Origin of the sequence: Helicobacter pylori (assembly GCF_015904775.1) — a bacterium.
In the GTDB taxonomy this organism is placed as follows: Bacteria; Campylobacterota; Campylobacteria; order Campylobacterales; family Helicobacteraceae; genus Helicobacter; species Helicobacter pylori_DM.
On sequence record NZ_JADZNC010000007.1, the window covers coordinates 33,717 to 57,248 of the forward strand.

Annotated in this window: 25 protein-coding genes; 22 read left to right on the plus strand and 3 right to left on the minus strand. The window is 38.3% G+C overall.

Going from position 1 to position 23,532, the window contains the following annotated elements:
• Positions 1–110 precede the first annotated feature (110 nt).
• The gene (mltG, locus tag I6852_RS04940) at positions 111–1,106 is read right to left on the minus strand and encodes an endolytic transglycosylase MltG (protein WP_197291723.1); all 996 of its coding nucleotides are present in this window, start codon (positions 1,104–1,106) and stop codon (positions 111–113) included.
• Here mltG and I6852_RS04945 point away from each other — a divergent pair.
• The 20 genes from I6852_RS04945 to I6852_RS05040 all read left to right on the plus strand — a co-directional run bounded on the left by I6852_RS04945 (position 1,024) and on the right by I6852_RS05040 (position 20,000).
• The gene (locus tag I6852_RS04945; protein ID WP_197291724.1) at positions 1,024–3,957 is read left to right on the plus strand and encodes a DUF3971 domain-containing protein; all 2,934 of its coding nucleotides are present in this window, start codon (positions 1,024–1,026) and stop codon (positions 3,955–3,957) included. The two genes, mltG and I6852_RS04945, sit on opposite strands and share 83 nt — an antisense overlap.
• Before the next feature lies 1 nt (position 3,958).
• Complete coding sequence (locus I6852_RS04950; protein ID WP_000174130.1) at positions 3,959–4,189, plus strand: FeoA family protein; 231 nt, start codon at positions 3,959–3,961, stop codon at positions 4,187–4,189.
• Entirely contained in the window at positions 4,186–4,842 is a 657-nt protein-coding gene (gene nth, locus I6852_RS04955) for an endonuclease III (RefSeq protein ID WP_197291725.1), read from the plus strand. Before I6852_RS04950 ends, nth begins: the two co-directional genes overlap by 4 nt.
• A gap of 81 nt (positions 4,843–4,923) precedes the next feature.
• A complete protein-coding gene (gene fliN / locus I6852_RS04960; protein ID WP_000894324.1) occupies positions 4,924–5,295 on the plus strand; it encodes a flagellar motor switch protein FliN in 372 nt (123 codons plus the stop codon).
• Entirely contained in the window at positions 5,292–6,188 is an 897-nt protein-coding gene (locus tag I6852_RS04965) for a hypothetical protein (protein WP_197291726.1), read from the plus strand. Before fliN ends, I6852_RS04965 begins: the two co-directional genes overlap by 4 nt.
• A complete protein-coding gene (locus I6852_RS04970; protein WP_001947644.1) occupies positions 6,172–7,134 on the plus strand; it encodes an energy transducer TonB in 963 nt (320 codons plus the stop codon). Before I6852_RS04965 ends, I6852_RS04970 begins: the two co-directional genes overlap by 17 nt.
• A 3-nt stretch (positions 7,135–7,137) precedes the next feature.
• The gene (gene pyrC, locus I6852_RS04975) at positions 7,138–8,157 is read left to right on the plus strand and encodes a dihydroorotase (RefSeq protein WP_197291727.1); all 1,020 of its coding nucleotides are present in this window, start codon (positions 7,138–7,140) and stop codon (positions 8,155–8,157) included.
• On the plus strand, positions 8,133–9,251 hold the full coding sequence (locus I6852_RS04980; protein WP_147797486.1) for a 3-deoxy-d-manno-octulosonic acid hydrolase subunit 2: 1,119 nt from the start codon (positions 8,133–8,135) through the stop codon (positions 9,249–9,251). The genes pyrC and I6852_RS04980 overlap by 25 nt, the downstream gene beginning before the upstream one ends.
• Positions 9,252–9,257: 6 nt before the next feature.
• Complete coding sequence (locus I6852_RS04985) at positions 9,258–9,812, plus strand: 3-deoxy-d-manno-octulosonic acid hydrolase subunit 1 (protein WP_079355273.1); 555 nt, start codon at positions 9,258–9,260, stop codon at positions 9,810–9,812.
• A 5-nt stretch (positions 9,813–9,817) separates the two neighbouring features.
• A complete protein-coding gene (locus I6852_RS04990) occupies positions 9,818–11,869 on the plus strand; it encodes an LTA synthase family protein (protein WP_197291728.1) in 2,052 nt (683 codons plus the stop codon).
• A 78-nt stretch (positions 11,870–11,947) separates the two neighbouring features.
• Entirely contained in the window at positions 11,948–12,820 is an 873-nt protein-coding gene (gene folD, locus I6852_RS04995; RefSeq protein WP_187231878.1) for a bifunctional methylenetetrahydrofolate dehydrogenase/methenyltetrahydrofolate cyclohydrolase FolD, read from the plus strand.
• Positions 12,821–13,693 (plus strand): signal peptidase I, encoded by an 873-nt coding sequence (gene lepB, locus I6852_RS05000; RefSeq protein WP_197291729.1) that lies wholly within the window; start codon positions 12,821–12,823, stop codon positions 13,691–13,693. It begins immediately after the preceding gene.
• 8 nt (positions 13,694–13,701) lie between these two features.
• On the plus strand, positions 13,702–14,400 hold the full coding sequence (locus I6852_RS05005) for a site-2 protease family protein (protein ID WP_197291730.1): 699 nt from the start codon (positions 13,702–13,704) through the stop codon (positions 14,398–14,400).
• A gap of 20 nt (positions 14,401–14,420) precedes the next feature.
• On the plus strand, positions 14,421–14,882 hold the full coding sequence (rpiB, locus tag I6852_RS05010) for a ribose 5-phosphate isomerase B (RefSeq protein WP_079355268.1): 462 nt from the start codon (positions 14,421–14,423) through the stop codon (positions 14,880–14,882).
• A gap of 44 nt (positions 14,883–14,926) precedes the next feature.
• On the plus strand, positions 14,927–15,259 hold the full coding sequence (locus I6852_RS05015; protein ID WP_000495089.1) for a hypothetical protein: 333 nt from the start codon (positions 14,927–14,929) through the stop codon (positions 15,257–15,259).
• A 57-nt stretch (positions 15,260–15,316) separates the two neighbouring features.
• On the plus strand, positions 15,317–15,856 hold the full coding sequence (gene apt / locus I6852_RS05020) for an adenine phosphoribosyltransferase (RefSeq protein ID WP_001006115.1): 540 nt from the start codon (positions 15,317–15,319) through the stop codon (positions 15,854–15,856).
• Positions 15,857–15,870: 14 nt separating this feature from the next.
• Positions 15,871–16,449: a DedA family protein gene (locus I6852_RS05025; protein ID WP_000393397.1), complete on the plus strand. Its 579-nt coding sequence runs from the start codon at positions 15,871–15,873 to the stop codon at positions 16,447–16,449.
• Between the two features lie 47 nt (positions 16,450–16,496).
• Positions 16,497–17,987, plus strand: coding sequence for a leucyl aminopeptidase (locus I6852_RS05030; protein ID WP_197291731.1), 1,491 nt, complete (start codon positions 16,497–16,499; stop codon positions 17,985–17,987).
• Between the two features lies 1 nt (position 17,988).
• Positions 17,989–19,089 carry a redox-regulated ATPase YchF gene (gene ychF, locus I6852_RS05035; RefSeq protein ID WP_197291732.1) on the plus strand — a complete coding sequence of 367 codons (1,101 nt, stop codon included), beginning with the start codon at positions 17,989–17,991 and terminating at the stop codon, positions 19,087–19,089.
• Positions 19,090–19,127: 38 nt separating this feature from the next.
• Entirely contained in the window at positions 19,128–20,000 is an 873-nt protein-coding gene (locus tag I6852_RS05040; protein ID WP_197291733.1) for a radical SAM/SPASM domain-containing protein, read from the plus strand.
• Positions 20,001–20,356: 356 nt separating this feature from the next.
• Here the strand turns inward: I6852_RS05040 and I6852_RS05045 are convergent, their stop codons facing one another.
• Positions 20,357–21,406: an AI-2E family transporter gene (locus I6852_RS05045; RefSeq protein WP_000647343.1), complete on the minus strand. Its 1,050-nt coding sequence runs from the start codon at positions 21,404–21,406 to the stop codon at positions 20,357–20,359.
• Between the two features lie 114 nt (positions 21,407–21,520).
• On the opposite strand from I6852_RS05045, the gene dapF reads away from it, so the two are divergent.
• A complete protein-coding gene (dapF, locus tag I6852_RS05050; RefSeq protein ID WP_079360508.1) occupies positions 21,521–22,339 on the plus strand; it encodes a diaminopimelate epimerase in 819 nt (272 codons plus the stop codon).
• Between the two features lie 106 nt (positions 22,340–22,445).
• Positions 22,446–23,093 carry a YkgB family protein gene (locus tag I6852_RS05055; protein WP_021174062.1) on the plus strand — a complete coding sequence of 216 codons (648 nt, stop codon included), beginning with the start codon at positions 22,446–22,448 and terminating at the stop codon, positions 23,091–23,093.
• A gap of 23 nt (positions 23,094–23,116) precedes the next feature.
• Here I6852_RS05055 and I6852_RS05060 read toward each other — a convergent pair whose 3' ends face one another.
• On the minus strand, positions 23,117–23,359 hold the full coding sequence (locus I6852_RS05060; RefSeq protein ID WP_000418857.1) for a ribbon-helix-helix domain-containing protein: 243 nt from the start codon (positions 23,357–23,359) through the stop codon (positions 23,117–23,119).
• Positions 23,360–23,532: the final 173 nt, after the last annotated feature.

Here is a 23,532-nt window from a genome sequence, read left to right on the forward strand (position 1 = left end):
AGCCTTTTTTAATAAATTCTAAAATGCTTTAATAGTAAGAACTTAAAATTAAAATGAGAAAATACTAAACACTTTTTACTCAATTTAAAAGAAAAAACGCCCCATTAACCCTAATCATAAAAATGATTATTAGAAAGATTAATGTTTTTTAAATGCTCCTTATAAGTTGCACTGAAAGCATGTTTTTTATCCGGCATTTTCACAAAATACAAAAAGTTAGTTTCTTTAGGGAATACCACTGCCCTAATCGCTTCTAGGCTCACGCTCCCTACAGGATTTTTAGGCAAGCCCTTAAATTTATAGGTGTTATAGGGGGTGTTATCGGTTTTAATGCGCTCTTTGGTTACTTTAGCGTGTGAAAATTCCTGATAATTCAAAGCCCCATCCATTTGTAAAGGCATGCCTTTTTTCAAGCGGTTAAAAATCACGCTCGCAATCAAGGGCATTTCTTCAGTATTAGCGGCTTCTTTTTGCACAATGGAAGCGAGAATGATTTTTTCAAACCACTCTTCTTTATGGTAGTATCCAAGCCATTGTTTGCTTAAAGCTTCGTGTTTTTTCATAGATTGACTGATCAAAGTTTGCATGATTTTAAAAGCGTCCTCCCCTAAAGGCAAATGATAAGTGTCTGGCCATATCACCCCATCTTCTATCACAGCGCCGTTCAATCGTGGAGCGATGCTTTCATAAGCCTGATTGAGATCGCCAACTCCTAACTGGTAAGTCTCGCTCAAAATTTGCGTGAAAAAATAGCGGGTTTCTCCAGGGATTAAAGTCGCGCTTTTTTGCGCCACTTTCGCTTTGATCAAACGGACTAAAAAATCCCCCTTCCTTAAAGCCCCATCGCCCATGTCAATATAACCTTTTTTAGGCATGCCCATCAGGCGTAACAAAAGCAAATCCAAAGCGTTCATATCCACGCCCTGATCTTTTAAAGAAAAAAACACTTTTTTGAGCGAACCTTGCGGGACAACCACCACTTTGTTAGGATAAATTGGTATACTTAAATAAAAAAGAATACTAATGAATAAAAGAAAACATGTATCCAAGAAAGTGTTTAATGTCATTATCTTGTTTGTGGCAGTATTCACTCTTTTAGTCGTCATTCACAAAACCCTTTCAAACGGCATTCACATACAAAATTTAAAAATTGGAAAGCTTGGCATTTCTGAATTATACTTAAAACTTAATAACAAGCTTTCTTTAGAAATTGAACGCATTGATCTCTCTTCTTTCTTCCATCAAAAATCCACTAAAAAGCGTTTAGAAGTTTCTGATTTGATTAAAAATATCCGTTATGGCATTTGGGCGGTGTCTTATTTTGAAAAGCTTAAAGTCAAAGAAATCATTTTAGATGATAAAAATAAAGCCAATATCTTTTTTGATGGGAATAAATACGAGTTGGAATTTCCAGGAGTCAAAGGGGAATTTTCCCTAGAAGACGATAAAAACATCAAGCTTAAGATCATCAATTTGCTTTTTAAAGACATTAAAGTCCAAGTGGATGGCAACGCCCACTATTCACCTAAAGCTAGGAAAATGGCGTTCAATTTGATTGTCAAGCCTTTAATTGAACCCAGTGCTGCAATTTATTTGCAAGGGCTAACCGATTTAAAAACCATAGAATTAAAAATTAACACTTCTCCAATGAAAAGCCTAGCGTTTTTAAAGCCTCTTTTCCAACGCCAATCGCAAAAAAATTTAAAAACATGGATTTTTGACAAGATCCAATTTGCTAGCTTTAAGATTGATAACGCTTTAATTAAAGCTAATTTCACTCCTAGCGAGTTTGTCCCATCGCTTTTGGAAAATTCTGTAGTTAAAGCCACTTTGATGAAGCCTTCAGTCGTTTTTAATGATGGCTTATCGCCCATTAAAATGGATAAAACCGAATTGGTTTTCAAAAACAAACAGCTCCTCATACAGCCCCAAAAAATCACTTATGAAACCATGGAATTAAACGGCTCTTACGCCACTTTTTCCAATTTGTTAGAAGCCCCCAAGTTGGAGGTTTTTTTAAAAACGACCCCTAATTATTATGGCGATAGCATTAAGGATTTATTGAATGCTTATAAAGTCGTTTTACCTTTGGATAAAATCAGCACGCCATCTAGCGCGGATTTGAAACTCACCTTACAATTCTTAAAAAACACCGCCCCCTTATTTAGCGTTCAAGGCAATGTTAATTTGCAAGAAGGCACCCTCTCGCTCTATAATATCCCCCTTTATACGCAAAACGCTAATATAAGCTTAGATATTACCCAAGAATACCAATACATCTACATAGAAACTACCCACACCCGCTATGAAAACATGCTGGATTTAGACGCTAAAATCGCTTTAGACTTGAATAAAAAAACCCTTTCTTTAGATTCTTTAGTCCATAAGATACGATTCAACACTAACAACAATATCAACATGCGTTCTTATGGCTTGAATAACGACCAAGATAACCCACAGCCTACTAAATTTTCTTTAGATTTAAAAAGCTTGCATTCTGTTATTCAAGAGGGTGAAAACTCAGAGGTGTTTAGACGAAAAATCATAGACACCATTAAAGCCCAAAGTGAAGATAAATTCACCAAAGATGTTTTCTACGCTACAGGAGACACTCTTAAAAACCTTTCTTTGAATTTTGATTTTTCTAACCCCAATCACATGCAATGGAGCGTGCCGCAACTTTTATTAGAGGGTGAATTTAAAGATAACGCCTATGTTTTTAGAGTCAAAGATTTGAAAAAAATCAAGCCCTATTCCCCTATTATGAAATATTTCGCCTTAGAAGATGGCTCTTTAGAAGTTTCTACGAGCGATTTTATCAATATTGATTTTTTTGCTAAGGATTTAAAAATCACTTTACCCATCTATCATAGCAACGGCAAGCAATTTAATTCCCTCTCTTTATTTGGATCTATTAATAAAGATGAAATTTCTGTCTATACTCCAAGCAAAAGCATATCTATAAAAGTTAAGGGGGATCAAAAGGATATTACCCTTAATAACATTGATTTGAGTATTGACGATTTTTTAGATAGCAAGATGCCAGCGATTGCGGGATTATTCTCAAAAGAACGAAAAGAAAAGCCTAGCTCTAAAGAAATCCAGGATGAAGATATTTTCATTAGCGCCAAACAACGCTATGAAAAAGCCCACAAAATTATCCCTATCTCTACACGCATCCATGCTAAAGATGTCGTGTTAATCTATAAAAAAATGCCTTTTCCTTTAGAAAATCTTGATATTGTCGCTCAAGATGACAGAGTGAAAATTGATGGCAATTATAAAAACGCCATGATCATGGCGGATTTAGTGCATGGGGCTTTGTATCTTAAGGCCCATAATTTTACCGGGGATTATATCAACACCATCCTCCAAAAAGATTTCGTAGAAGGAGGCTTATTCACGCTTATTGGGGCTCTTGAAGATCAGGTTTTCAACGGCGAATTGAAATTCCAAAACACAAGCTTAAAGAATTTCGCCCTCATGCAAAACATGGTCAATCTCATCAACACCATTCCCTCTCTCATTGTCTTTAGAAACCCTCATTTAGGGGCTAATGGCTATCAAATCAAAACCGGCTCCGTTGTATTTGGGATCACTAAAGAATATTTAGGGTTAGAAAAAATTGATCTTGTCGGCAAAACGCTTGATATTGCTGGCAATGGGATCATTGAATTAGACAAAAACAAATTAGATTTAAACTTAGAAGTTTCCACTATCAAGGCTTTGAGTAATGTCTTAAATAAAATCCCTATCGTGGGCTATCTCGTTTTAGGAAAAGGAGGTAAAATCACCACCAACGTGAATGTCAAAGGCACGCTGGATAAGCCTAAAACCCAAGTAACTTTAGCATCAGATATTATCCAAGCGCCTTTTAAAATCTTGCGCCGTATTTTCACACCTATTGACATCATCGTAGATGAAGTCAAAAAAAACATTGAATCAAAAAGGAAGTAAAATGACGCTCAATGAAGCCATTAAAGACAAAGTTTATGAAATCGTAGAAATCGCTAACTGCGATGAAGCCCTTAAAAAACGCTTCCTCTCTTTTGGTATCCATGAAGGGGTTCAATGCATTCTTTTGCATTATTCCATGAAAAAAGCCACGCTTTCGGTCAAAATCAACCGCATTCAAGTGGCTTTAAGATCCCATGAAGCGCAATACCTTGTCATCAAAGAAAGCGTGTGAAAATGACCTTAAAACGCGCTAAAACTTACCAAAAAGCCCAACAAATCAAAGAGCTGCTCTTAAAACATTACCCCAACCAAACCACCGAATTGCGCCATAAAAACCCCTATGAATTGTTAGTGGCTACCATTTTAAGCGCTCAATGCACGGACGCTAGAGTGAATCAAATAACGCCCAAGTTATTTGAAAAATACCCGAGCGTGAACGATTTAGCGCTCGCTTCTTTAGAAGAGATTAAAGAGATTATTAAATCCGTTTCGTATTCCAACAACAAAAGCAAGCATTTAATCAGTATGGCGCAAAAAGTGGTTAGGGATTTTAAGGGCGTTATCCCCTCTACGCAAAAAGAATTGATGAGTTTAGATGGCGTGGGGCAAAAAACCGCTAATGTGGTGCTTTCAGTGTGCTTTGATGCAAATTATATAGCCGTAGATACCCATGTGTTCCGCGCAACACACCGCTTAGGCTTAAGCAACGCTAAAACGCCCATTAAAACCGAAGAAGAACTCAGCGATCTGTTTAAAGACAACCTGTCCAAACTCCACCATGCCTTAATCTTGTTTGGCCGCTACACCTGCAAGGCTAAAAACCCCTTATGCAATGCGTGTTTTTTAAAAGAATTTTGCGTTTCTAAAGCTAGCTTTAAGGCGTAGTGGCTTTATTTGTTATAAAATTTATAGTAAAATTAAGATTTTATAATCAAAGTCAAATCATTCTTGAAAGAGTAGAGTTTTATGCTAGAAACAGAAGCTAATAAGTTAAAAATAGCCGAAAAAGAAAAAGAGAAAGCGAATAAAGAAAGAGAACTAGAGCTTTCCACTTATTTAGAAGAACTCATCTGCGATTATAAAAACCTTTTGGACATGGAGATTGTTTTTAGCGCGGAACTTGGCTCTACGCAAATCCCTTTATTGCAAATCTTGCGTTTTGAAAAAGGCTCTGTGATTGATTTGCAAAAACCCGCCGGAGAAAGCGTGGATACTTTTGTGAACGGGCGGGTTATTGGTAAGGGTGAGGTGATGGTTTTTGAAAGGAATTTAGCCATTCGTTTGAATGAAATCCTTGATTCTAACGCCATTGTGTATTATCTCGCTAAAAATTCATGAGATTGTTGTTCTTGTTACTGAGCGCTACTTTGATGTTACTGGCTGAAGAAACCACCTCTTTGAACGCTAAAACGCCCACTGATGACGCCCCCATTAAATTGGTGCATTGGCAAAATGCATTAAAAGAAGTCCAACCTGATTCAAACGCTCTAACAACGCCACCTATAAAAGCCGTGCAAACCACGCTCACTTTTGAAACGCCCTTTAACAAAACGCCTAAAATCATGGAAGTTGAAGGGCAAAAGGTGATCGTCTTAAAAAACGCTCAATTGGATTCTAAAAAAACCATGGATTTTAAAGAAGCCTCTTTGAATGCCTTAGAAATGTTTTCCTACCAAAATGACATCTACCTCTTGTCTAAAAAAGCTAAAGCAGAATTAGAAATCCAAGCTTCAAACAGCAAGGATAAAAAGCAACTCCGCTTTCTTTTTTTACCCAAAGGTTTTCATTTAGCCCCACTGCCTAGCCTGAAAGAAAAATCTCAGCATGCCAATCTCGCAAGCCAAGATGAGAAAGAGCAACCCCAAAGCCCTTTAAACACTCTAGAGTTAAAACCCCCACTGGATTTAAGCCATGCTTACAAGGTGCTAGCGGTTATTGCTGCCTTACTTTTAATATTGTATGTAATCAAAAAAAAAATTGTTCCCACACAAAGATCTTTTTCTGCAAAAGATTTTAAGTTAGAAGTTAGTGTTTTGGGTCGTGTTGGTGCGAACCATAAAATCATTTCCATAGAAACTAATAAGGAGCGTTACTTGGTCTTACTAAGCGACAAATACGGCCTGCTTTTAGACAAAATAAGCCCAAAAACATCTAAAGAAGAACTGATTAAAGAAGCTGAAAATAATATAAAGAATTCAAAATTAGGAAATTTATATGCCGGAAAATTCTAAACTACAACCTGCTAAGTTAGGGAAAAATTTTGATCCTGTGGATCATTCTAACAGGAATTTTTTCTTTTCTCTCATTCTGTCTGTATTGTTACACTGGTTGATTTATTTTTTATTTGAACACAGAGAAGATTTTTTTCCTTCAAAACCCAAGCTCGTTAAATTAAATCCTGAAAATTTATTGGTTTTAAAAAGAGGCCATTCGCAAGATCCTAGTAAAAACAACCCGGGTGCTCCTAAACCCACGCTAGCTGGCCCTCAAAAACCCCCAACACCCCCCACCCCACCCACACCCCCCACTCCGCCAACCCCACCAAAACCTATAGAAAAGCCTAAGCCTGAGCCTAAACCAAAGCCCAAACCAGAACCCAAAAAGCCCAACCACAAACATAAAGCTCTTAAAAAAGTGGAAAAAGTGGAAGAGAAAAAAGTAGTGGAAGAGAAAAAAGAAGAGAAAAAAGTAGTAGAACAAAAAGTAGAGCAGAAAAAAATAGAAGAGAAAAAACCTGTCAAAAAAGAATTTGACCCTAACCAGCTTTCTTTCTTGCCTAAAGAAGTTGCGCCACCCAGAAAAGAAAATAATAAAGGATTAGATAACCAAACCAGAAGGGATATTGATGAATTGTATGGCGAAGAATTTGGGGATTTAGGCACAGCCGAAAAAGATTTCATTAGGAATAATTTAAGAGATATTGGGCGCATCACGCAAAAATATTTAGAATACCCTCAAGTAGCGGCTTATTTAGGGCAGGACGGGACGAATGCGGTAGAGTTTTACTTGCACCCTAATGGCGATATTACCGATCTTAAAATCATCATTGGCTCTGAATACAAAATGCTTGATGACAACACCTTAAAGACCATTCAGATCGCTTATAAGGATTACCCACGCCCCAAAACCAAAACCCTCATTCGCATTAGAGTGCGCTATTACTTAGGAGGCAATTAGAAAATGGAAATCACGCTTTTTGACCCCATAGACGCCCACTTGCATGTGCGAGAAAACGCGCTTTTAAAAGCGGTGTTAAAATATTCTAGCGAGCCTTTTAGCGCTGCGGTGATCATGCCAAACCTCAGTAAGCCCTTGATTGACACTCCAACCACCCTTGAATACGAAGAAGAAATTTTAAACCATTCTTCAAACTTCAAGCCTCTAATGAGTTTGTATTTCAATGATGACTTGACTTTAGAAGAATTGCAACGCGCTCACGAAAAAGGCATTAAATTTTTAAAACTCTACCCCAAAGGCATGACCACAAACGCGCAAAACGGCACTTCGGATTTGTTGGGTGAAAAAACTTTAGAGGTTTTAGAAAACGCCCAAAAATTAGGCTTTATTTTATGCATCCATGCAGAACAAGCCGGGTTTTGTTTGGATAAAGAATTTTTATGCCATAGCGTTTTAGAAACTTTCGCCCTTTCATTCCCTAAACTCAAAATCATTATAGAGCATTTGAGCGATTGGCGCAGTATCGCTTTGATTGAAAAGCATGCCAACCTCTATGCGACTTTAACTTTACACCATATCAGCATGACTTTAGATGATTTATTGGGAGGGAGTTTGAACCCGCATTGTTTTTGCAAACCTTTAATCAAAACCAAAAAAGACCAAGAAAGGCTTTTATCCCTTGCTTTAAAAGCCCACCCTAAAATCTCTTTTGGCTCTGATAGCGCCCCGCATTTCATTTCTAAAAAGCATAGCGCTAACATCCCGGCGGGCATCTTTTCTGCCCCTATTTTGTTGCCTGCGTTGTGCGAACTTTTTGAAAAACACAACGCTTTAGAAAACTTGCAAGCCTTCATCAGCGATAATGCTAAAAAAATCTATGCACTAGACAATTTGCCTAATAAAAAAGTGCGTTTGTCTAAAAAACCCTTTATAGTCCCTACACACACGCTTTGCTTGAATGAAAAAATCGCTATCTTAAGAGGGGGCGAAACGCTATCTTGGAACCTTCAAGAAATCGCCTAAAAAACACCGCCTTTTTCATGGGGCTTTTTATCGTTTTATTTTTAATTGCAATGAAGCGCCAAACCCCCCCCTATGCTTTCACGCGCAATCAAACCCTTGTTACTCAAAACCCCCCCTATTTCATGCAACTCACTATCCCTAAACCAAATGACGCTTTAAGCGTGCATGCGAGCTCTTTAATCAATTTGCCTAACGATAACCTCTTGAGTGCTTATTTTAGCGGCACTAAAGAAGGGGCAAGAGATGTGAAAATCAGCGCGAATCTTTTTGACAGCAAGATCAATCGCTGGAGCGAAGCCTTCATTCTTTTAACCAAAGAAGAGCTTTCTCATTATTCGCATGAATACATCAAAAAACTAGGTAACCCCTTGCTTTTTTTGCATGGCGATAAAATTTTGTTGTTTGTCGTAGGGGTGAGCATGGGCGGGTGGGCCACTTCTAAAATCTATCAACTTGAAAGCGCTTTAGAGCCGATTCGTTTTAAGTTTGCGCGAAAACTCTCTTTAAGCCCTTTTTTAAATTTAAGCCATTTGATAAAAAATAAGCCTTTAAACACCACTGATGGCGGTTTTATGCTACCGCTCTATCACGAATTAGCCACCCAATACCCCTTGTTGTTGAAATTTGACCAACAAAATAACCCAAGAGAGCTTCTAAGGCCTAATGCCCTAAACCACCAGCTCCAGCCAAGCCTAACCCCCTTTAAAGATTGCGCCATCATGGCGTTTAGAAACCATTCTTTTAAAGATAGCCTCATGCTAGAAACCTGTAAAACCCCCACCGCTTGGCAAAAACCCATGCTTACGAATTTGAAAAACTTGAATGACGCTTTGAATTTGATCAATTTAAACGAAGAATTGTATTTGATCCACAACCCTAGCGATTTATCTTTGCGTCGTAAAGAACTCTGGCTTTCTAAATTAGAAAACTCAAACTCCTTTAAAACCTTAAAAATTCTAGATAAAGCCAATGAAGTGAGTTACCCAAGCTATAGCCTTAATCCTCATTTTATAGATATTGTCTATACCTACAACCGCTCTCATATCAAACACATCCGTTTCAATATGGCTTATTTAAAATCCCTTCTCAAGTGATTAACGATGCTTATACATTCTTCTTACACGCTGAGTTTTATATGGCTTTTTTTAATTTTCTTTTTTTTCAAAAATAAGGCGTTAAGTTTAAGGTTTTCGCTCTCTTTAATAAGCGTGATTTTAAGCAATATCGCTTTGAAAGACTCTCTATCGCTCAATGCATTTTTAAGCAGTTTTACAGCCCCCTTAAGCCCCTTTAGCTGTCTTTTAATCCTTGCTTATGTGATCTTTTCTTGCCATATACTCAAAAAACCCCCTTTAGAAACCTTGCAATCTTATAGCGTCATGCTGTTTTTCAATCTGTTGCTTTTGACAGATGTTTTAGGGTTCTTGCCTTTTTCAATCTACCATCATTTCATGGCTTCTCTGATTTTTAGCGCGCTTTTTTGCGGCAGTTTGTTTTTGAGTAGCCCCTTATTAGGCATGATCGCTTTAGTGGCTTTATCCAGTTCGCTTTTGATGCGTTCTAATTTTCAAATCTTAGATTCTTTATTGGATTTCCCCTTGCTTCTTTTTGTCTTTTTTAAGACTTTATCTCTTGTTAAAAAAAGGTTGTATTAACGCTTATGAAATCCCTATCTAATGCCCTTTTTTCGCTCTTTTTAAAAGGTTTTTATTTCACCTTTTTTATGAGCTTGTTGTTTGTGTTTAATCGTATCGGCTTTATCCTTTATACAGGCTATTATAAGCATGCTTTAAAAAACCCTGTTTTTGATGAAATCATCAAGACCCTATTCAATGGAGCCAGATATGATAATCGTGTGGTCTCAAGCTTAGCGATTCTTTTTATCATCATCGGGTTATTAGGGTTATTGGCCCCCAAACACCAAGTAAAAATACTTAATATTGTGGCGTGTTTTTCTATCGCTATTATTCTGTTTTTAAATATTGCGAACATTGTTTATTATGGCATTTATGGGAATGTGTTTGATGAAAATTTATTGGAATTTTTGCATGAAGACACGCTCACGATTTTAAAAATGAGTGGGGAATACCCTATTTTTTCTAGTTTTTCACTCTTTGTAATCCTTAGCGTTTTAATTTCTTTTATCTATTTCAAACTCCAAAACGCCCTTTTTAAACCCAAAAATGTGTATCAAGCCACCCACACCAAACCCCTTAAAACTTTCATTTTATTTGCGCTTTTTTCCCTCACGCAAATGTTTTACATTAACGCGCAATTGAGTTTTGTGGGCGCGTCTTTAGATCTCAGCATAGAGCCAGCTAAAGATCCTTTTTTAATGAAAATCACCCCTGGGGCGTTTCGTAACCTTTATCTTTTAGCGCGCAATTACAGACAAAGCCATAATCTTAAATTCAGCGATTTTGCTAAAGGATCGCCTTTAGAAGTAGCGAAAAATTATTTCAATCTTAAAGAAAACCCCCAAAACAACCTCTATGAGTTGCTTTCTCAAACAAGCCACAACAATTCCAATCAAACCATTCAGCATGTTTTTTATATCGTTTCAGAGTCCCTAAGCTCATGGCATTTTGATCCAAAATTTGACGCCATAGGGCTAACGAGCGCTTTACAAGATTTGGTTAAAAAAGAGCATGCTCACATGCTTTCTGCTTTTATTGAAAGCGCCCCACGGACCGTTAAAAGCCTAGATGTCCAAATCACAGGCTTGCCTTATATCAATGATAATAATTTAGTCAATTCAGGGGTGATCCTCCCTAGTTTTCCTATGGCGATTGGCAATATCACAAAAACTTTAGAGTATAAAAACAACTTTTATTATGGGGGTAGCGGGATTTGGAACAAACTCACTAGTTTCACCAAAAAACAAGGTTTTCACGCCCTTTATTTCAATAACCATCTCTTAGAATTTGCCAAAAACAAGCCCTACCCTAAACCCATAGAGAGCAACTGGGGAGTGCATGACAATATTTTATTTGACTATATTTTAGAAAACACCAACCCCAATGAAAAAACTTTCAGCATGGTGATGACTTTAAGCAACCACGCGATCAAAAACGTGAATCTCAAAGCCTTTGGCGTGCCTTTAGAAAAAATCCAACAATTTGTGGAAAAAACCCCCAAATCAGAAAATCTACCGGACGCTAATTCTTTAGGGCATATTTACTGGTATGACAAAGTAATCGTCAATTTCATCAAAAAAGCCAGCCAAAAATTCCCTAACTCGCTTTTTATCATCACAGGAGATCACTTTGACAGGAGCTATGAATACGCTAAAAACGATTTATATACGATTAAATCCGTGCCGCTTATTTTGTTCGCCCCTACTTTAAAGCCTAAAAAAATCAGTCAGGTCGGATCGCATTTAGACATCGCCCCTACGATTGTTGAATTAGTTGCTCCTGAAGGTTTTCAATTTGTGAGTTTCGGGAAGCCTTTATTTTCTAACAATACAATAAACCCCCCAAGCCACCCCAATTACGCGCTAGGTTATGAAGCGATCGCTACCAAAGATTATTTTTATAACCCGAGTTTGGGGTTAAGGTATTTGAACGAAAGCCCTAAAGAGCCAAAGGATAAACAAAACGACAAGAAACAAAACGACAAAACAGAAGCTTCTAAATTTTACCAGCAATTAGAATCTTTGAAAGCCCTTAGTTTCTACTTGCTCTATCATGGGGCTAATCTTAAAGATTGACAAACTGGGTTTTTAATCCATTAAACGCATGATTTTTGCTACAATAATAGGATTTTAATTGATAAAGGATAAATGGGCATGCCAAATAGGGGCGTTGTTTTATTAGACGGGCAAGCGTTAGCTTATGATATAGAAAAAGATTTGAAACATAAAATCCAAATAATCCATACACAAACGCATAAACGCCCCAAACTGGCCGTGATTTTAGTGGGGAAAGATCCTGCGAGTATCACTTATGTCAATATGAAGATCAAAGCATGCCAAAGGGTGGGCATGGATTTTGATTTAAAAACCCTCCAAGAAAATATTACTGAAGCCAAATTGCTGTCCTTGATTAAAGATTACAATACTGATCAAAGCATTTCAGGCGTTTTAGTCCAGCTCCCTTTGCCCAGACACATTGATACTAAAATGATTTTAGAAGCCATTGACCCAAACAAAGATGTGGATGGTTTCCACCCCCTTAATATCGGCAAACTCTGCACCCAAAAGGAATCGTTTCTGCCAGCCACCCCTATGGGCGTGATGCGTCTTTTAAAGCATTATCACATTGAAATCAAGGGCAAGGATGTGGCGATTATCGGGGCGAGCAATATCATTGGAAAGCCTTTGAGCATGCTCATGTTAAACGCTGGGGCTAGCGTGAGCGTGTGCCATATTTTGACTAAAGACATTAGTTTTTACACCCAAAACGCTGATATTGTCTGCGTGGGCGTGGGTAAGCCTGATTTGATTAAAGCGAGCATGTTAAAAAAAGGGGCTGTAGTGGTGGATATTGGGATCAATCATTTGAACGATGGGCGTATCGTGGGCGATGTGGATTTCACCAACGCGCAAAAAGTTGCCGGTTTTATCACTCCTGTGCCTAAAGGCGTGGGGCCTATGACAATCGTTTCGCTTTTAGAAAACACTTTAATCGCTTTTGAAAAACAACAAAGGAAGGGATTTTAAATGAAATTTTTGCGCTCTGTTTATGCATTTTGCTCCAGTTGGGTAGGGACGATTGTTATTGTGCTGTTGGTTATCTTTTTTGTCGCGCAAGCCTTCATCATTCCCTCTCGCTCTATGGTAGGCACGCTCTATGAGGGCGATATGCTTTTTGTCAAAAAGTTTTCTTACGGCATCCCCATTCCCAAAATCCCATGGATTGAGCTTCCCATCATGCCTGATTTTAAAAATAATGGGCATTTGATAGAGGGGGATCGCCCCAAGCGTGGCGAAGTGGTGGTGTTTATCCCTCCCCATGAAAAAAAGTCTTACTATGTCAAAAGGAATTTTGCCATTGGGGGCGATGAGGTGCTATTCACTAATGAGGGGTTTTATTTGCACCCTTTTGAGAGCGGCAACGATAAAGATTACATTGCTAAACATTACCCAGATGCTATGACTAAAGAATTTATGGGTAAAATTTTTGTTTTAAACCCTTATAAAAATAAGCATCCGGGTATCCATTACCAAAAAGATAATGAAACCTTCCATTTAATGGAGCAGTTAGCCACTCAAGGCGCAGAAGCTAATATCAGCATGCAACTCATTCAAATGGAGGGCGAAAAGGTGTTTTATAAGAAAATCAATGACGATGAATTTTTCATGATCGGCGACAACAGAGACAATTCTAGCGACTCGCGCTTTTGGGGGAGCGTGGCTTATAAAAACATCGTGGGTTCGCCTTGGTTTGTTTATTTCAGTTTGAGTTTAAAAAATAGCCTGGAAATGGATGCGGAAAATAACCCTAAAAAACGCTATCTGGTGCGTTGGGAGCGCATGTTTAAAAGCGTTGAAGGCTTAGAAAAAATCATTAAAAAAGAAAACGCAACGCGTTAAGGTTTTTTGTGCAATTTTTTGATTTCTCTTTAGAAAGTTTTATTACCACCTTAATGAAAATCCTAGCCCTTTTAATCGCTATCATAGGGCATGAGATCATGCATGGCTTGAGCGCGTTTTTATTCGGGGACAGGAGCGCTAAAGACGCTAAGCGTTTGAGTTTAAACCCTATCAGGCATTTAGACATGATGGGTTCGGTGCTTTTACCGGCTTTATTACTCATTTTTCAAGCCCCCTTTTTGTTTGGGTGGGCCAAACCTGTGCCTGTGGATATGCGCTACATTGTCTCTCAAAAAGGCTCTCTAGCATGCGTAGTGGTGAGTTTAGCCGGGGTGATCTATAATTTCACTCTGGCCGTTCTGCTCGCTTTCATCACGCATTGGAGCTTCCAAAAACTAGGGATCAACACTTTAAGCGTTGATGAATTGAATCTTTATCAGCTCGCTTTAGTAACCTTTCTCATTCAAGGCATTCTTTATAATCTTGTCTTGGGTGTTTTCAATAGCCTCCCTATCCCACCCTTAGACGGATCAAAAGCGTTAGGTTTTTTAGCGTTACATTTTAAAAGCGCGTTTTTATTGGAATGGTTTTCTAAAATGGAACGCTACGGCATGTTGGTAGTGTTTGTCTTTTTGTTTATCCCCCCTTTATCGGAGTTTTTTATCCATGCACCCACAAGATTTTTATTTTCCTTACTCCTTTCTTAATCTTTTATCAAGGAGGGCTGATGAATAAGCCTTTGAATATTGCTCAAGTTTTTATAGGAAGCGATCATGCAGGGTTGCATCTTGCAGAATTTGTTAAACATTTTTTAGAAGACAAGGATTTTAAAGTCCAAGCTTTTTTACCCACTATGAGGGTGGATTACCCTGATTACGCCAAATTAGTGTGCCAAAAGGTCTTAGAAAATGCGCAAAGCTATGGCATTTTAGTGTGTGCCACAGGGATAGGCATGAGCATGGGCGCTAATCGCTTTAAGGGTATTAGAGCCGCTTTGTGCCTTGATGCTTACATGGCTAAAATGACTCGCTTGCACAATAACGCTAATGTCTTGTGCTTGGGTGAAAAGATTAGCGGTATTGGCGTAACAGAAAGCATTTTAGAAGCGTTTTTCTCTACAGAATTTGAACAAGGCCGCCATGTGTTGCGCATCCAAAAGCTAGATGAATCGCTGAAATCATCAACCTAATGTAGTATAATTACATCGTTTCGCTAAAAGGATATTTTAATAGAATGTTTACCCAATGGTTTATCATCACTATCGCTATTGTTTTTATCCTTTATATGGGTGTGCGCACTTTCTTTTTTAAAACCGTGGCTAAACGGCAAGAACGCACTAACGCATCCATGAAGCTCACCTTACAAGAAGCTGAAATTTTGATCCAAAAACACCAGTTGCAACTCCAAAGAGCTTTGGGTAATATTGATATTCTTACCCAAGAAATGAGCTCGTTAAAAACAGAACTAAAAGCCCTTAAACAGCGCAACTCTGAATACAAAGGCGAATCGGATAAATATAAAAATCGTATTAAAGAATTGGAGCAAAAAATAGAAGCTCTCCTTTAAAAACGCTATAATAAATCAAAATTCTACAACCAATCCGTTATATTAAAGGAAATCAAAATGAATGAAACGCTCAAAGAAGAACTTTTACAAAGCATCAGAGAAGTGAAAGACTACCCTAAAAAAGGGATTTTATTCAAAGACATTACCACGCTACTCAACTACCCTAAACTCTTTAACAAGCTCATTGACGCGCTCAAAAAACGCTATCTCGCTCTCAATATAGACTTTATCGTGGGCATTGAAGCTAGGGGGTTTATTTTAGGCTCTGCTCTCGCTTATGCGCTTGGGGTGGGTTTTGTGCCTGTGAGGAAAAAGGGCAAACTCCCCGCGCACACCCTATCTCAAAGCTACAGCCTAGAATACGGGAGCGATAGCATAGAAATCCACTCTGACGCTTTTAGGGGAATTAAGGGGGTAAGGGTGGTGTTGGTTGATGATTTATTAGCCACTGGAGGCACAGCTTTAGCGAGCCTTGAGCTTATCAAAGCCCTACAAGCTGAATGCGTAGAAGCATGCTTTTTGATAGGGTTAAAAGAATTACCGGGCATCCAACTTTTAGAAGAGCGAGTGAAGACTTTTTGTTTGTTAGAGTGCTAGGATAAGGGTGAGTTTTGGAAGAATACATCATTGACTTATGGAATCAGCATGCAGCGACTTGGGGGTATCTCATTTTATTCGGGTGGAGTATTTTAGAAGGCGAGATCGGGTTGATTTTAGCAGGGATTGCCAGCTATACCGGTCATATGCATTTAGGGTTAGCCATTTTAGTCGCAGGGATTGGGGGCTTTGTGGGGGATCAGATCTATTTTTACATCGGGCGCACCAATAAAGCTTACATCCAAAAAAAGCTAGAAAAACAACGCCGAAAACTCGCCCTAGCCCACTTATTGTTGCAAAAACACGGCTGGTTTATCATTTTTATCCAACGCTACATGTATGGCATGCGCACTATCATTCCCATTAGCATAGGCCTCACGCGCTATAGCGCTTTAAAATTCGCTATCATCAATCTCATTAGCGCGATGGTGTGGGCGAGCATTACCATTATTCTAGCGTGGTGTTTGGGAGAAGAGTTATTGCATGCGTTAGAGTGGCTTAAAAAACACCCTTATGCGCTAATATTACTATTAGTATCTTTCTTGGCGTTGGTTCTATGGTATTTCCAATACTATAGCAAGAAAAACCGCTAGAGTGCAATACAATTCTTGAAAGATATGAAATTAAAAAAGGAGACTTTATGTTAAAAATCAAATTAGAAAAAACCACTTTTGAAAACGCAAAAGCTGAATGCAGTTTAGTTTTTATTATCAATAAGGATTTTGATCACGCTTGGGTCAAAAATAAAGAATTGCTAGAAACCTTTAAATACGAAGGCGAAGGTGCGTTTTTAGACCAAGAAAATAAAATCCTGTATGTGGGCGTTAAAGAAGATGATGTGCATTTATTGAGAGAGAGCGCGTGTTTAGCCGTTCGCACCCTTAAAAAACTCGCTTTTAAAAGCGTTAAAGTGGGCGTTTATACTTGCGGAACGCATTCTAAAGATAACGCGCTTTTAGAAAATTTGAAAGCGTTGTTTTTGGGCTTGAAATTAGGCTTGTATGAATACGACACTTTTAAATCCAACAAAAAAGAAAGCGTTTTAAAAGAAGCCATTGTCGCTTTAGAATTGCACAAACCATGCGAAAAAACTTGCACGAATTCTTTAGAAAAGAACGCTAAAGAAGCTTTAAAATACGCTGAAATCATGACAGAAAGCTTGAATATCGTTAAAGATCTAGTCAATACCCCCCCTATGATTGGCACCCCTGTTTATATGGCTGAAGTGGCGCAAAAAGTGGCTAAAGAAAACCATTTAGAAATCCATGTCCATGACGAAAAATTTTTAGAAGAAAAGAAAATGAACGCCTTTTTAGCGGTCAATAAAGCCTCTCTCGCTGTCAATCCCCCCCGCTTGATCCATTTAGTCTATAAACCTAAAAAAGCGAAGAAAAAAATCGCTTTAGTGGGCAAGGGCTTGACTTATGATTGCGGAGGTTTGAGCTTGAAACCGGCCGATTACATGGTTACCATGAAAGCGGATAAAGGCGGTGGCTCTGCGGTGATTGGGCTTTTAAACGCATTAGCCAAACTGGGCGTGGAAGCTGAAGTGCATGGCATTATTGGGGCTACAGAAAACATGATAGGCCCGGCTGCTTATAAACCAGATGATATTTTAATCTCCAAAGAAGGCAAAAGCATAGAGGTCCGTAATACCGACGCTGAAGGGCGTTTGGTCTTGGCGGATTGTTTGAGCTACGCTCAAGATTTAAGCCCTGATGTGATCGTGGATTTTGCGACCCTTACTGGGGCATGCGTTGTGGGCTTAGGCGAATTCACTTCAGCGATCATGGGGCATAATGAAGAATTGAAAAATCTCTTTGAAACTTCAGGGTTAGAATCCGGCGAATTGTTAGCTAAACTCCCCTTTAACCGCCATTTAAAGAAATTGATTGAATCTAAAATCGCTGATGTGTGTAATATTTCTTCCTCGCGCTATGGTGGCGCGATCACGGCGGGCTTGTTTTTAAATGAATTTATTAGAGATGAGTTTAAGGATAAGTGGCTACACATTGATATTGCAGGCCCTGCTTATGTGGAAAAAGAATGGGATGTGAATAGCTTTGGAGCGAGTGGGGCTGGCGTGAGAGCTTGCACAGCTTTTGTGGAAGAGCTTTTGAAAAAGGCTTGAAATGGGCTTGTCTGTAGGCATTGTGGGTTTGCCTAATGTGGGCAAATCCAGCACCTTTAACGCGCTCACTAAAACCCAAAACGCCCAAAGTGCGAACTACCCTTTTTGCACCATTGAACCCAATAAAGCCATCGTGAATGTGCCTGATAGACGGCTTGATGCGTTGGCTCAAATCGTAAAGCCTGAACGCATTTTGCATTCTGTGGTGGAATTTGTGGATATTGCTGGGTTGATTAAGGGAGCGAGCAAAGGGGAGGGTTTAGGCAATCAGTTTTTAGCCAATATCAAGGAATGCGAAGTGATCTTGCAAGTGGTGCGCTGTTTTGAAGATGACAATATCACGCATGTGAACGATAAAATTGATCCTTTGAATGATATAGAGACCATTGAATTGGAGTTGATTTTAGCGGATATTGCCACTTTAGACAAAAGGATCGATCGCTTGCAAAAAGCCCTAAAAAGCTCAAAAGACGCTAAAAATCTTTTAGAATGCGCTTTGAGTTTAAAAACGCATTTAGAAGAATTGAAACCGGCGAAAACTTTCCCCTTAAACACGAGCGAGGCTTTTTTGGAGCTGGACAAGGAATTGCGTTTTTTATCCCATAAAAAAATGATCTATGTCGCTAATGTGGGTGAAGAAGAATTAAACGCGCTCAATGAGCATGCTAAAAAAGTCAAAAACCATGCGAAAGAGCAAAATAGCGAGTTTGTCGCCTTGTGCGCTAAATTGGAAGAAGAAATGGTTTCTATGAGTGGAGATGAAGTCAAAGAATTTTTGCAAAGTTTGGGCGTAGAAGAAAGCGGGCTAGAAAAAACCATTCGTTTGAGTTTTAAGGAATTAGGTTTGATCAATTATTTTACCGCTGGAGTCAAGGAAGTGCGATCATGGACGATTAAAAAAGGCTCTAGTGCGCCTGTGGCTGCTGGGGTGATCCATAAGGATTTTGAAAAAGGCTTTATCAGAGCTGAAACCATCAGTTATGATGATTTTATCGCTTATAAGGGCGAAGCCGGGGCGAAAGAAAAGGGGGTGTTACGCATTGAAGGTAAGGATTATATCGTTCAAGATGGCGATGTGTTGCATTTTCGCTTCAATGTCTAGTGTCTTTTCAAACAAGCGTTACTAGTTTCTCATAAGAATTGACACCCAACAAGAAACTTTTTAAAAAAATCTATATAGAATTAAGCGATATTTGTGGGTTGCAATGCAGTTTTTGCCCTAACCCCAAAAATATCAGAGGCGTGATGCCTTTGGAATTATTTGCAAAAGTTTGTAAAGAAGTGGCCCCCTTAACCCAAATTATCACCTTGCATGTCTTGGGCGATCCTTGCAAGCTCAAAAATTTAAACCGCTATTTAAGCACCGCTAGACGCTTTTCTTTGAAAGTAGATTTGGTTACCAGTGGGGTGTATTGGCGCGATTTTGAGACGCTATTACAAGATGCAATCTATCAAATTTCTATTTCTTTAGACGCAGGGCTAGACAATCATAACAAAATCAACCAGCACCGCTATATCCAAAAAATTTTAGAATTTTGCCGCTATAAATTTGAAAAAAATAGCGAAGTGTTTTTGAATTTACGCATTCAAGACAGCACCCTTGAAAAACACCAGAATTTGATCAAGCCTTTTTTAGAAAGCTTTGAATGCGTTTCTTTAGAGGCACTAAAATCGCAAGGCCGCGCTCGTTTGTTTAAAAAAAGTTTTTTGAATATCCAAAAGACCTTTAAATGGCCGGATTTGAACGCCCCAAACCCTTTAAACCAGAAATCAAAAATCCCCTATTGTTATGGGCTTATTAAACAAGTCGCTATTTTATCTAATGGCGTTGTCGTGCCGTGCTGCATGGACACGCAAGCTCATATCAACCTTGGCGATTTAAACCATACACCCCTAAAAGATATTTTAAACAGCCAAAAAGCTATGGCTATCAAAACCCATTTTTTAAAGGGCGAAGCGTTAGAGTTTTTATGCAAAAACTGCTCCTACCCTTTGATCCGCTACAAAAAATGAAACCGCTCCCTTAAGGCTAAGTTTTACTTATCCCTTGAAAAGGCTGTTATTTTTAGCGCGTTTTGTAATCCTATTAATAGCTCGTTAGTCATTGGTTTCATAGCCGTGGTGGGGTTTAATGCGCTTTGGGCAATAAATAGCGAAGCTTTTTGCTCTTTGATATTCTTATCTTTTATGTTTGGGTTAGTGCCGTTAGAATTGTCAAAATTTTAAGGGTTAAAAGACAAGTGGCTCTTTTCTTTTGTAATAGCTTGCAGGGTCGGAAAAATCGTGGGCTTCTCTTGATGCCATTCAAAAACACTAATTGACCCCACTCTTTGATTTCTACGCTTTTTAGTTGTTTTGTGTTATTTCATTCAACATTCGCATGCTTTTTGATCGTTTTGGATAAAGTAATTTTCATACAATCGCAATAACGCAATAAAAAACGCCGTGATAGTAGGCCCTACAATGATCCCCCAAAAACCAAATTGTGAAATCCCAGCAATCATAGAAAAGAAAATCAACATTTCATTGATTTTAAGGGTGGTTTTAAAGATTCTTTTTTTAATAAAGACGATTAAAATTGGCTTGATCACGCTATCAATCAACACGCTAATCAATAAAATGGAATACAAAGCGATAAAAATAGCCTCATTCACATTCCCATGATAAAGCTCATAAATCGCTATAGGGATCCAAATCAAAGCCCCCCCAACAGCCGGCACCAAAGATGCTAGGCCATATAAAATCCCCAAAGACCAGCCGTCATGCCCAAACCATACGATCATCACCCCAAACGCCACACCCTCTAAAATAACCGTGATGAGAGAAGTTAAAAGCACGATTCGTAAAATCCCAGCCACTTCTTCAAAAATCTTTTTGCTTTGATTCATTCCAAGAGGCAAGACCCCTAAAAAATAACGATAAAATCTCTCCCCATAATAAAAAAAGAAAAACAACAGCCCCAAGATAAACAAAGCGTCTGTAATGAGTTTCAAGCTGTATCTTCCCACATAACTGCTTATTTTCAACAAATAGCCCGTGATGGAAGCGGCGCTAAAATTTTCTAAAAACTTGCTCACCCCATCATGAATGGCAGGAAAATGCGACAAATTTTCGGTGATTGTCCCCTTAAGCCATTTGATTAGGGCTGAAAATTTTTCAAAATTGATTTCAAAAATGATATTAGAACTTTTATAAACAATAAAATACAACGGCACGATCAAAACGCTCGCTAAAATTAAAACGCATAAAAACGAACTGACAACATTGAAAAAACGCTTATCTAAAAAAACTTTCACTTGAAAAAACCCCACGCACAAAAGCCCAGCGATCAGCGCATCCATTAAAAAATCTTGATACAGATAGATCATCCAATAAAAACCAATCAAAAAAAGAATCCAAAAAAAATACTGAGCTTTCATGAAATTATCCCCATTAAACTGAACCAAAAATTATCAAATGTTAGCTAAAAAACGCTCTTTTAAGGATAAAAAACCTCTTTTAACTTATAATTAAAATCAAAAAGGCTTGCATTAATGGTGTTTTACAAATATTCAGGGAGTGGGAATGATTTTTTAATCACGCAAAGTTTCAAAAAAAAAGATTTTTCCAATTTAGCCAAGCAGGTGTGCCATAGGCATGAGGGTTTTGGGGCTGATGGGCTTGTAGTCGTCTTACCGAGTAAAGATTATGACTACGAATGGGATTTTTACAATTCAGACGGATCTAAAGCTGGCATGTGCGGGAATGCGAGCCGTTGCGTGGGGTTATTTGCCTACCAACATGCTATAGCCCCTAAAGAGCATGTTTTTTTAGCCGGGAAAAGAGAGATTTCTATTCGCATAGAAGAACCCAATATCATAGAGAGCAATCTCGGTAATTATCAAATCCTAGACACCATACCCGCTTTAAGATGCAAAAAATTTTTTTCCAACGACAGCGTTTTAGAAAATATCCCTATGTTCTATCTCATAGATACAGGAGTGCCGCATTTAGTGGGATTTGTGAAAAATAAAGAGTGGTTAAATTCCCTTAACACGCTGGAATTAAGGGCTTTAAGGCATGAGTTTAACGCTAATATTAACATCGCTTTTATAGAAAATGAAGAGACGATTTTTTTACAAACTTATGAAAGAGGGGTTGAAGATTTCACGCTAGCTTGCGGGACAGGCATGGCGGCGGTTTTTATCGCCGCGTGCATTTTTTATAACACGCCTAAAAAAGCCACTCTCATCCCTAAAAGCAACGAATCTTTAGAGCTTTCTTTAAAAAATGATGGGATTTTTTATAAGGGTGCGGTGCGTTATATTGGCATGAGCGTTTTGGGCAGTGTTTTTGAAAATGGGTGTTTTTGATCGTTATTTCTTGTAATGGTAATGATTTTGTCGTAATTAAACATAATGCGCTATCATTTGCGAGTTGTTTTTAGCAATATAAAAAATATCCTAAAGGAATAAAACCATGCAAGCGTTAAAATCATTGCTTGAAGTGATTACAAAACTTCAAAATTTAGGCGGCTATTTGATGCATATAGCTATTTTCATCATTTTTATTTGGATTGGAGGGCTTAAGTTTGTGCCGTATGAAGCCGAAGGGATCGCTCCTTTTGTGGCTAATTCCCCTTTCTTTTCTTTCATGTATAAATTTGAAAAGCCCGCATACAAACAACACAAAATGTCTGAATCCCAATCCATGCAAGAAGAAATGCAAGATGACCCTAAAATCATTGAAAACAAAGAATGGCATAAAGAAAACCGCACTTATTTAGTGGCTGAAGCTTTAGGGATCACGATTATGATCCTAGGTATTTTGGTGCTTTTAGGGCTTTGGATGCCTTTAATGGGTGTAGTTGGGGGCTTGCTTGTCGCTGGAATGACGATCACTACCCTATCTTTTTTATTCACAACGCCAGAAGTGTTTGTCAATCAGCATTTCCCATGGCTTTCTGGGGCTGGAAGGCTAGTGGTTAAAGACTTGGCGTTGTTTGCTGGAGGTTTGTTTGTGGCCGGGTTTGATGCGAAACGCTATTTAGAAGGGAAAGGGTTTTGCTTGATGGATCGCTCATCGGTTGGGATTAAAACTAAATGCTCTAGCGGGTGTTGCTCTTAAAGAGCGAATACCTTAAAGTAGGCTTAAAGCCTACTAGAAGAATCATTAATAGAAAGATCTTGGTTAGCGCCTTTTTTGTAAATGATTGTTTTTAAAATGTGGCGTTTGACAAAGGAATTGACGCTTTCTACTTCTTCATCAGCTAATCGTCTTAAAACATCATGCTCGTCTTTAGAGAGATAAAAAGTAACTGAAAAATTGCGTTTCAGCTCATCTACAGCGACACGCTTGCGACCGGGTTTTATATTTTTATTTCCTAATTCCATTAAAATTTCCTTTTTTAGTTAGTATGTTGTAACATCATAACGGCTATTCTAACATGAAATAAGCGCTATTTTAATATTAAACCTAAAGAAAAATATTTTTAGATGTGCTAGAATACCCATTGGTTACAAGATAAGCTTTTTTATCAAAAATAATGATGACATAGGGGTAACAA

What these genes read in the sequence shown, in the direction of transcription:
- I6852_RS04990 (WP_197291728.1), top strand. Translation starts at nt 9,818, where the DNA reads ATGAAATCCCTATCTAATGCCCTTTTTTCGCTCTTTTTAAAAGGTTTT.
- I6852_RS05030 (WP_197291731.1), top strand. Translation starts at nt 16,497, where the DNA reads ATGTTAAAAATCAAATTAGAAAAAACCACTTTTGAAAACGCAAAAGCT.
- I6852_RS05045 (WP_000647343.1), bottom strand. Translation starts at nt 21,406, where the DNA reads ATGAAAGCTCAGTATTTTTTTTGGATTCTTTTTTTGATTGGTTTTTAT.
- mltG (WP_197291723.1), bottom strand. Translation starts at nt 1,106, where the DNA reads ATGACGACTAAAAGAGTGAATACTGCCACAAACAAGATAATGACATTA.
- dapF (WP_079360508.1), top strand. Translation starts at nt 21,521, where the DNA reads ATGGTGTTTTACAAATATTCAGGGAGTGGGAATGATTTTTTAATCACG.
- I6852_RS04945 (WP_197291724.1), top strand. Translation starts at nt 1,024, where the DNA reads ATGAATAAAAGAAAACATGTATCCAAGAAAGTGTTTAATGTCATTATC.
- I6852_RS04985 (WP_079355273.1), top strand. Translation starts at nt 9,258, where the DNA reads ATGCTTATACATTCTTCTTACACGCTGAGTTTTATATGGCTTTTTTTA.
- pyrC (WP_197291727.1), top strand. Translation starts at nt 7,138, where the DNA reads ATGGAAATCACGCTTTTTGACCCCATAGACGCCCACTTGCATGTGCGA.
- I6852_RS05060 (WP_000418857.1), bottom strand. Translation starts at nt 23,359, where the DNA reads ATGGAATTAGGAAATAAAAATATAAAACCCGGTCGCAAGCGTGTCGCT.
- ychF (WP_197291732.1), top strand. Translation starts at nt 17,989, where the DNA reads ATGGGCTTGTCTGTAGGCATTGTGGGTTTGCCTAATGTGGGCAAATCC.
- I6852_RS04965 (WP_197291726.1), top strand. Translation starts at nt 5,292, where the DNA reads ATGAGATTGTTGTTCTTGTTACTGAGCGCTACTTTGATGTTACTGGCT.
- fliN (WP_000894324.1), top strand. Translation starts at nt 4,924, where the DNA reads ATGCTAGAAACAGAAGCTAATAAGTTAAAAATAGCCGAAAAAGAAAAA.
- I6852_RS04950 (WP_000174130.1), top strand. Translation starts at nt 3,959, where the DNA reads ATGACGCTCAATGAAGCCATTAAAGACAAAGTTTATGAAATCGTAGAA.
- apt (WP_001006115.1), top strand. Translation starts at nt 15,317, where the DNA reads ATGAATGAAACGCTCAAAGAAGAACTTTTACAAAGCATCAGAGAAGTG.
- lepB (WP_197291729.1), top strand. Translation starts at nt 12,821, where the DNA reads ATGAAATTTTTGCGCTCTGTTTATGCATTTTGCTCCAGTTGGGTAGGG.
- I6852_RS05015 (WP_000495089.1), top strand. Translation starts at nt 14,927, where the DNA reads ATGTTTACCCAATGGTTTATCATCACTATCGCTATTGTTTTTATCCTT.
- rpiB (WP_079355268.1), top strand. Translation starts at nt 14,421, where the DNA reads ATGAATAAGCCTTTGAATATTGCTCAAGTTTTTATAGGAAGCGATCAT.
- I6852_RS05055 (WP_021174062.1), top strand. Translation starts at nt 22,446, where the DNA reads ATGCAAGCGTTAAAATCATTGCTTGAAGTGATTACAAAACTTCAAAAT.
- I6852_RS04970 (WP_001947644.1), top strand. Translation starts at nt 6,172, where the DNA reads ATGCCGGAAAATTCTAAACTACAACCTGCTAAGTTAGGGAAAAATTTT.
- folD (WP_187231878.1), top strand. Translation starts at nt 11,948, where the DNA reads ATGCCAAATAGGGGCGTTGTTTTATTAGACGGGCAAGCGTTAGCTTAT.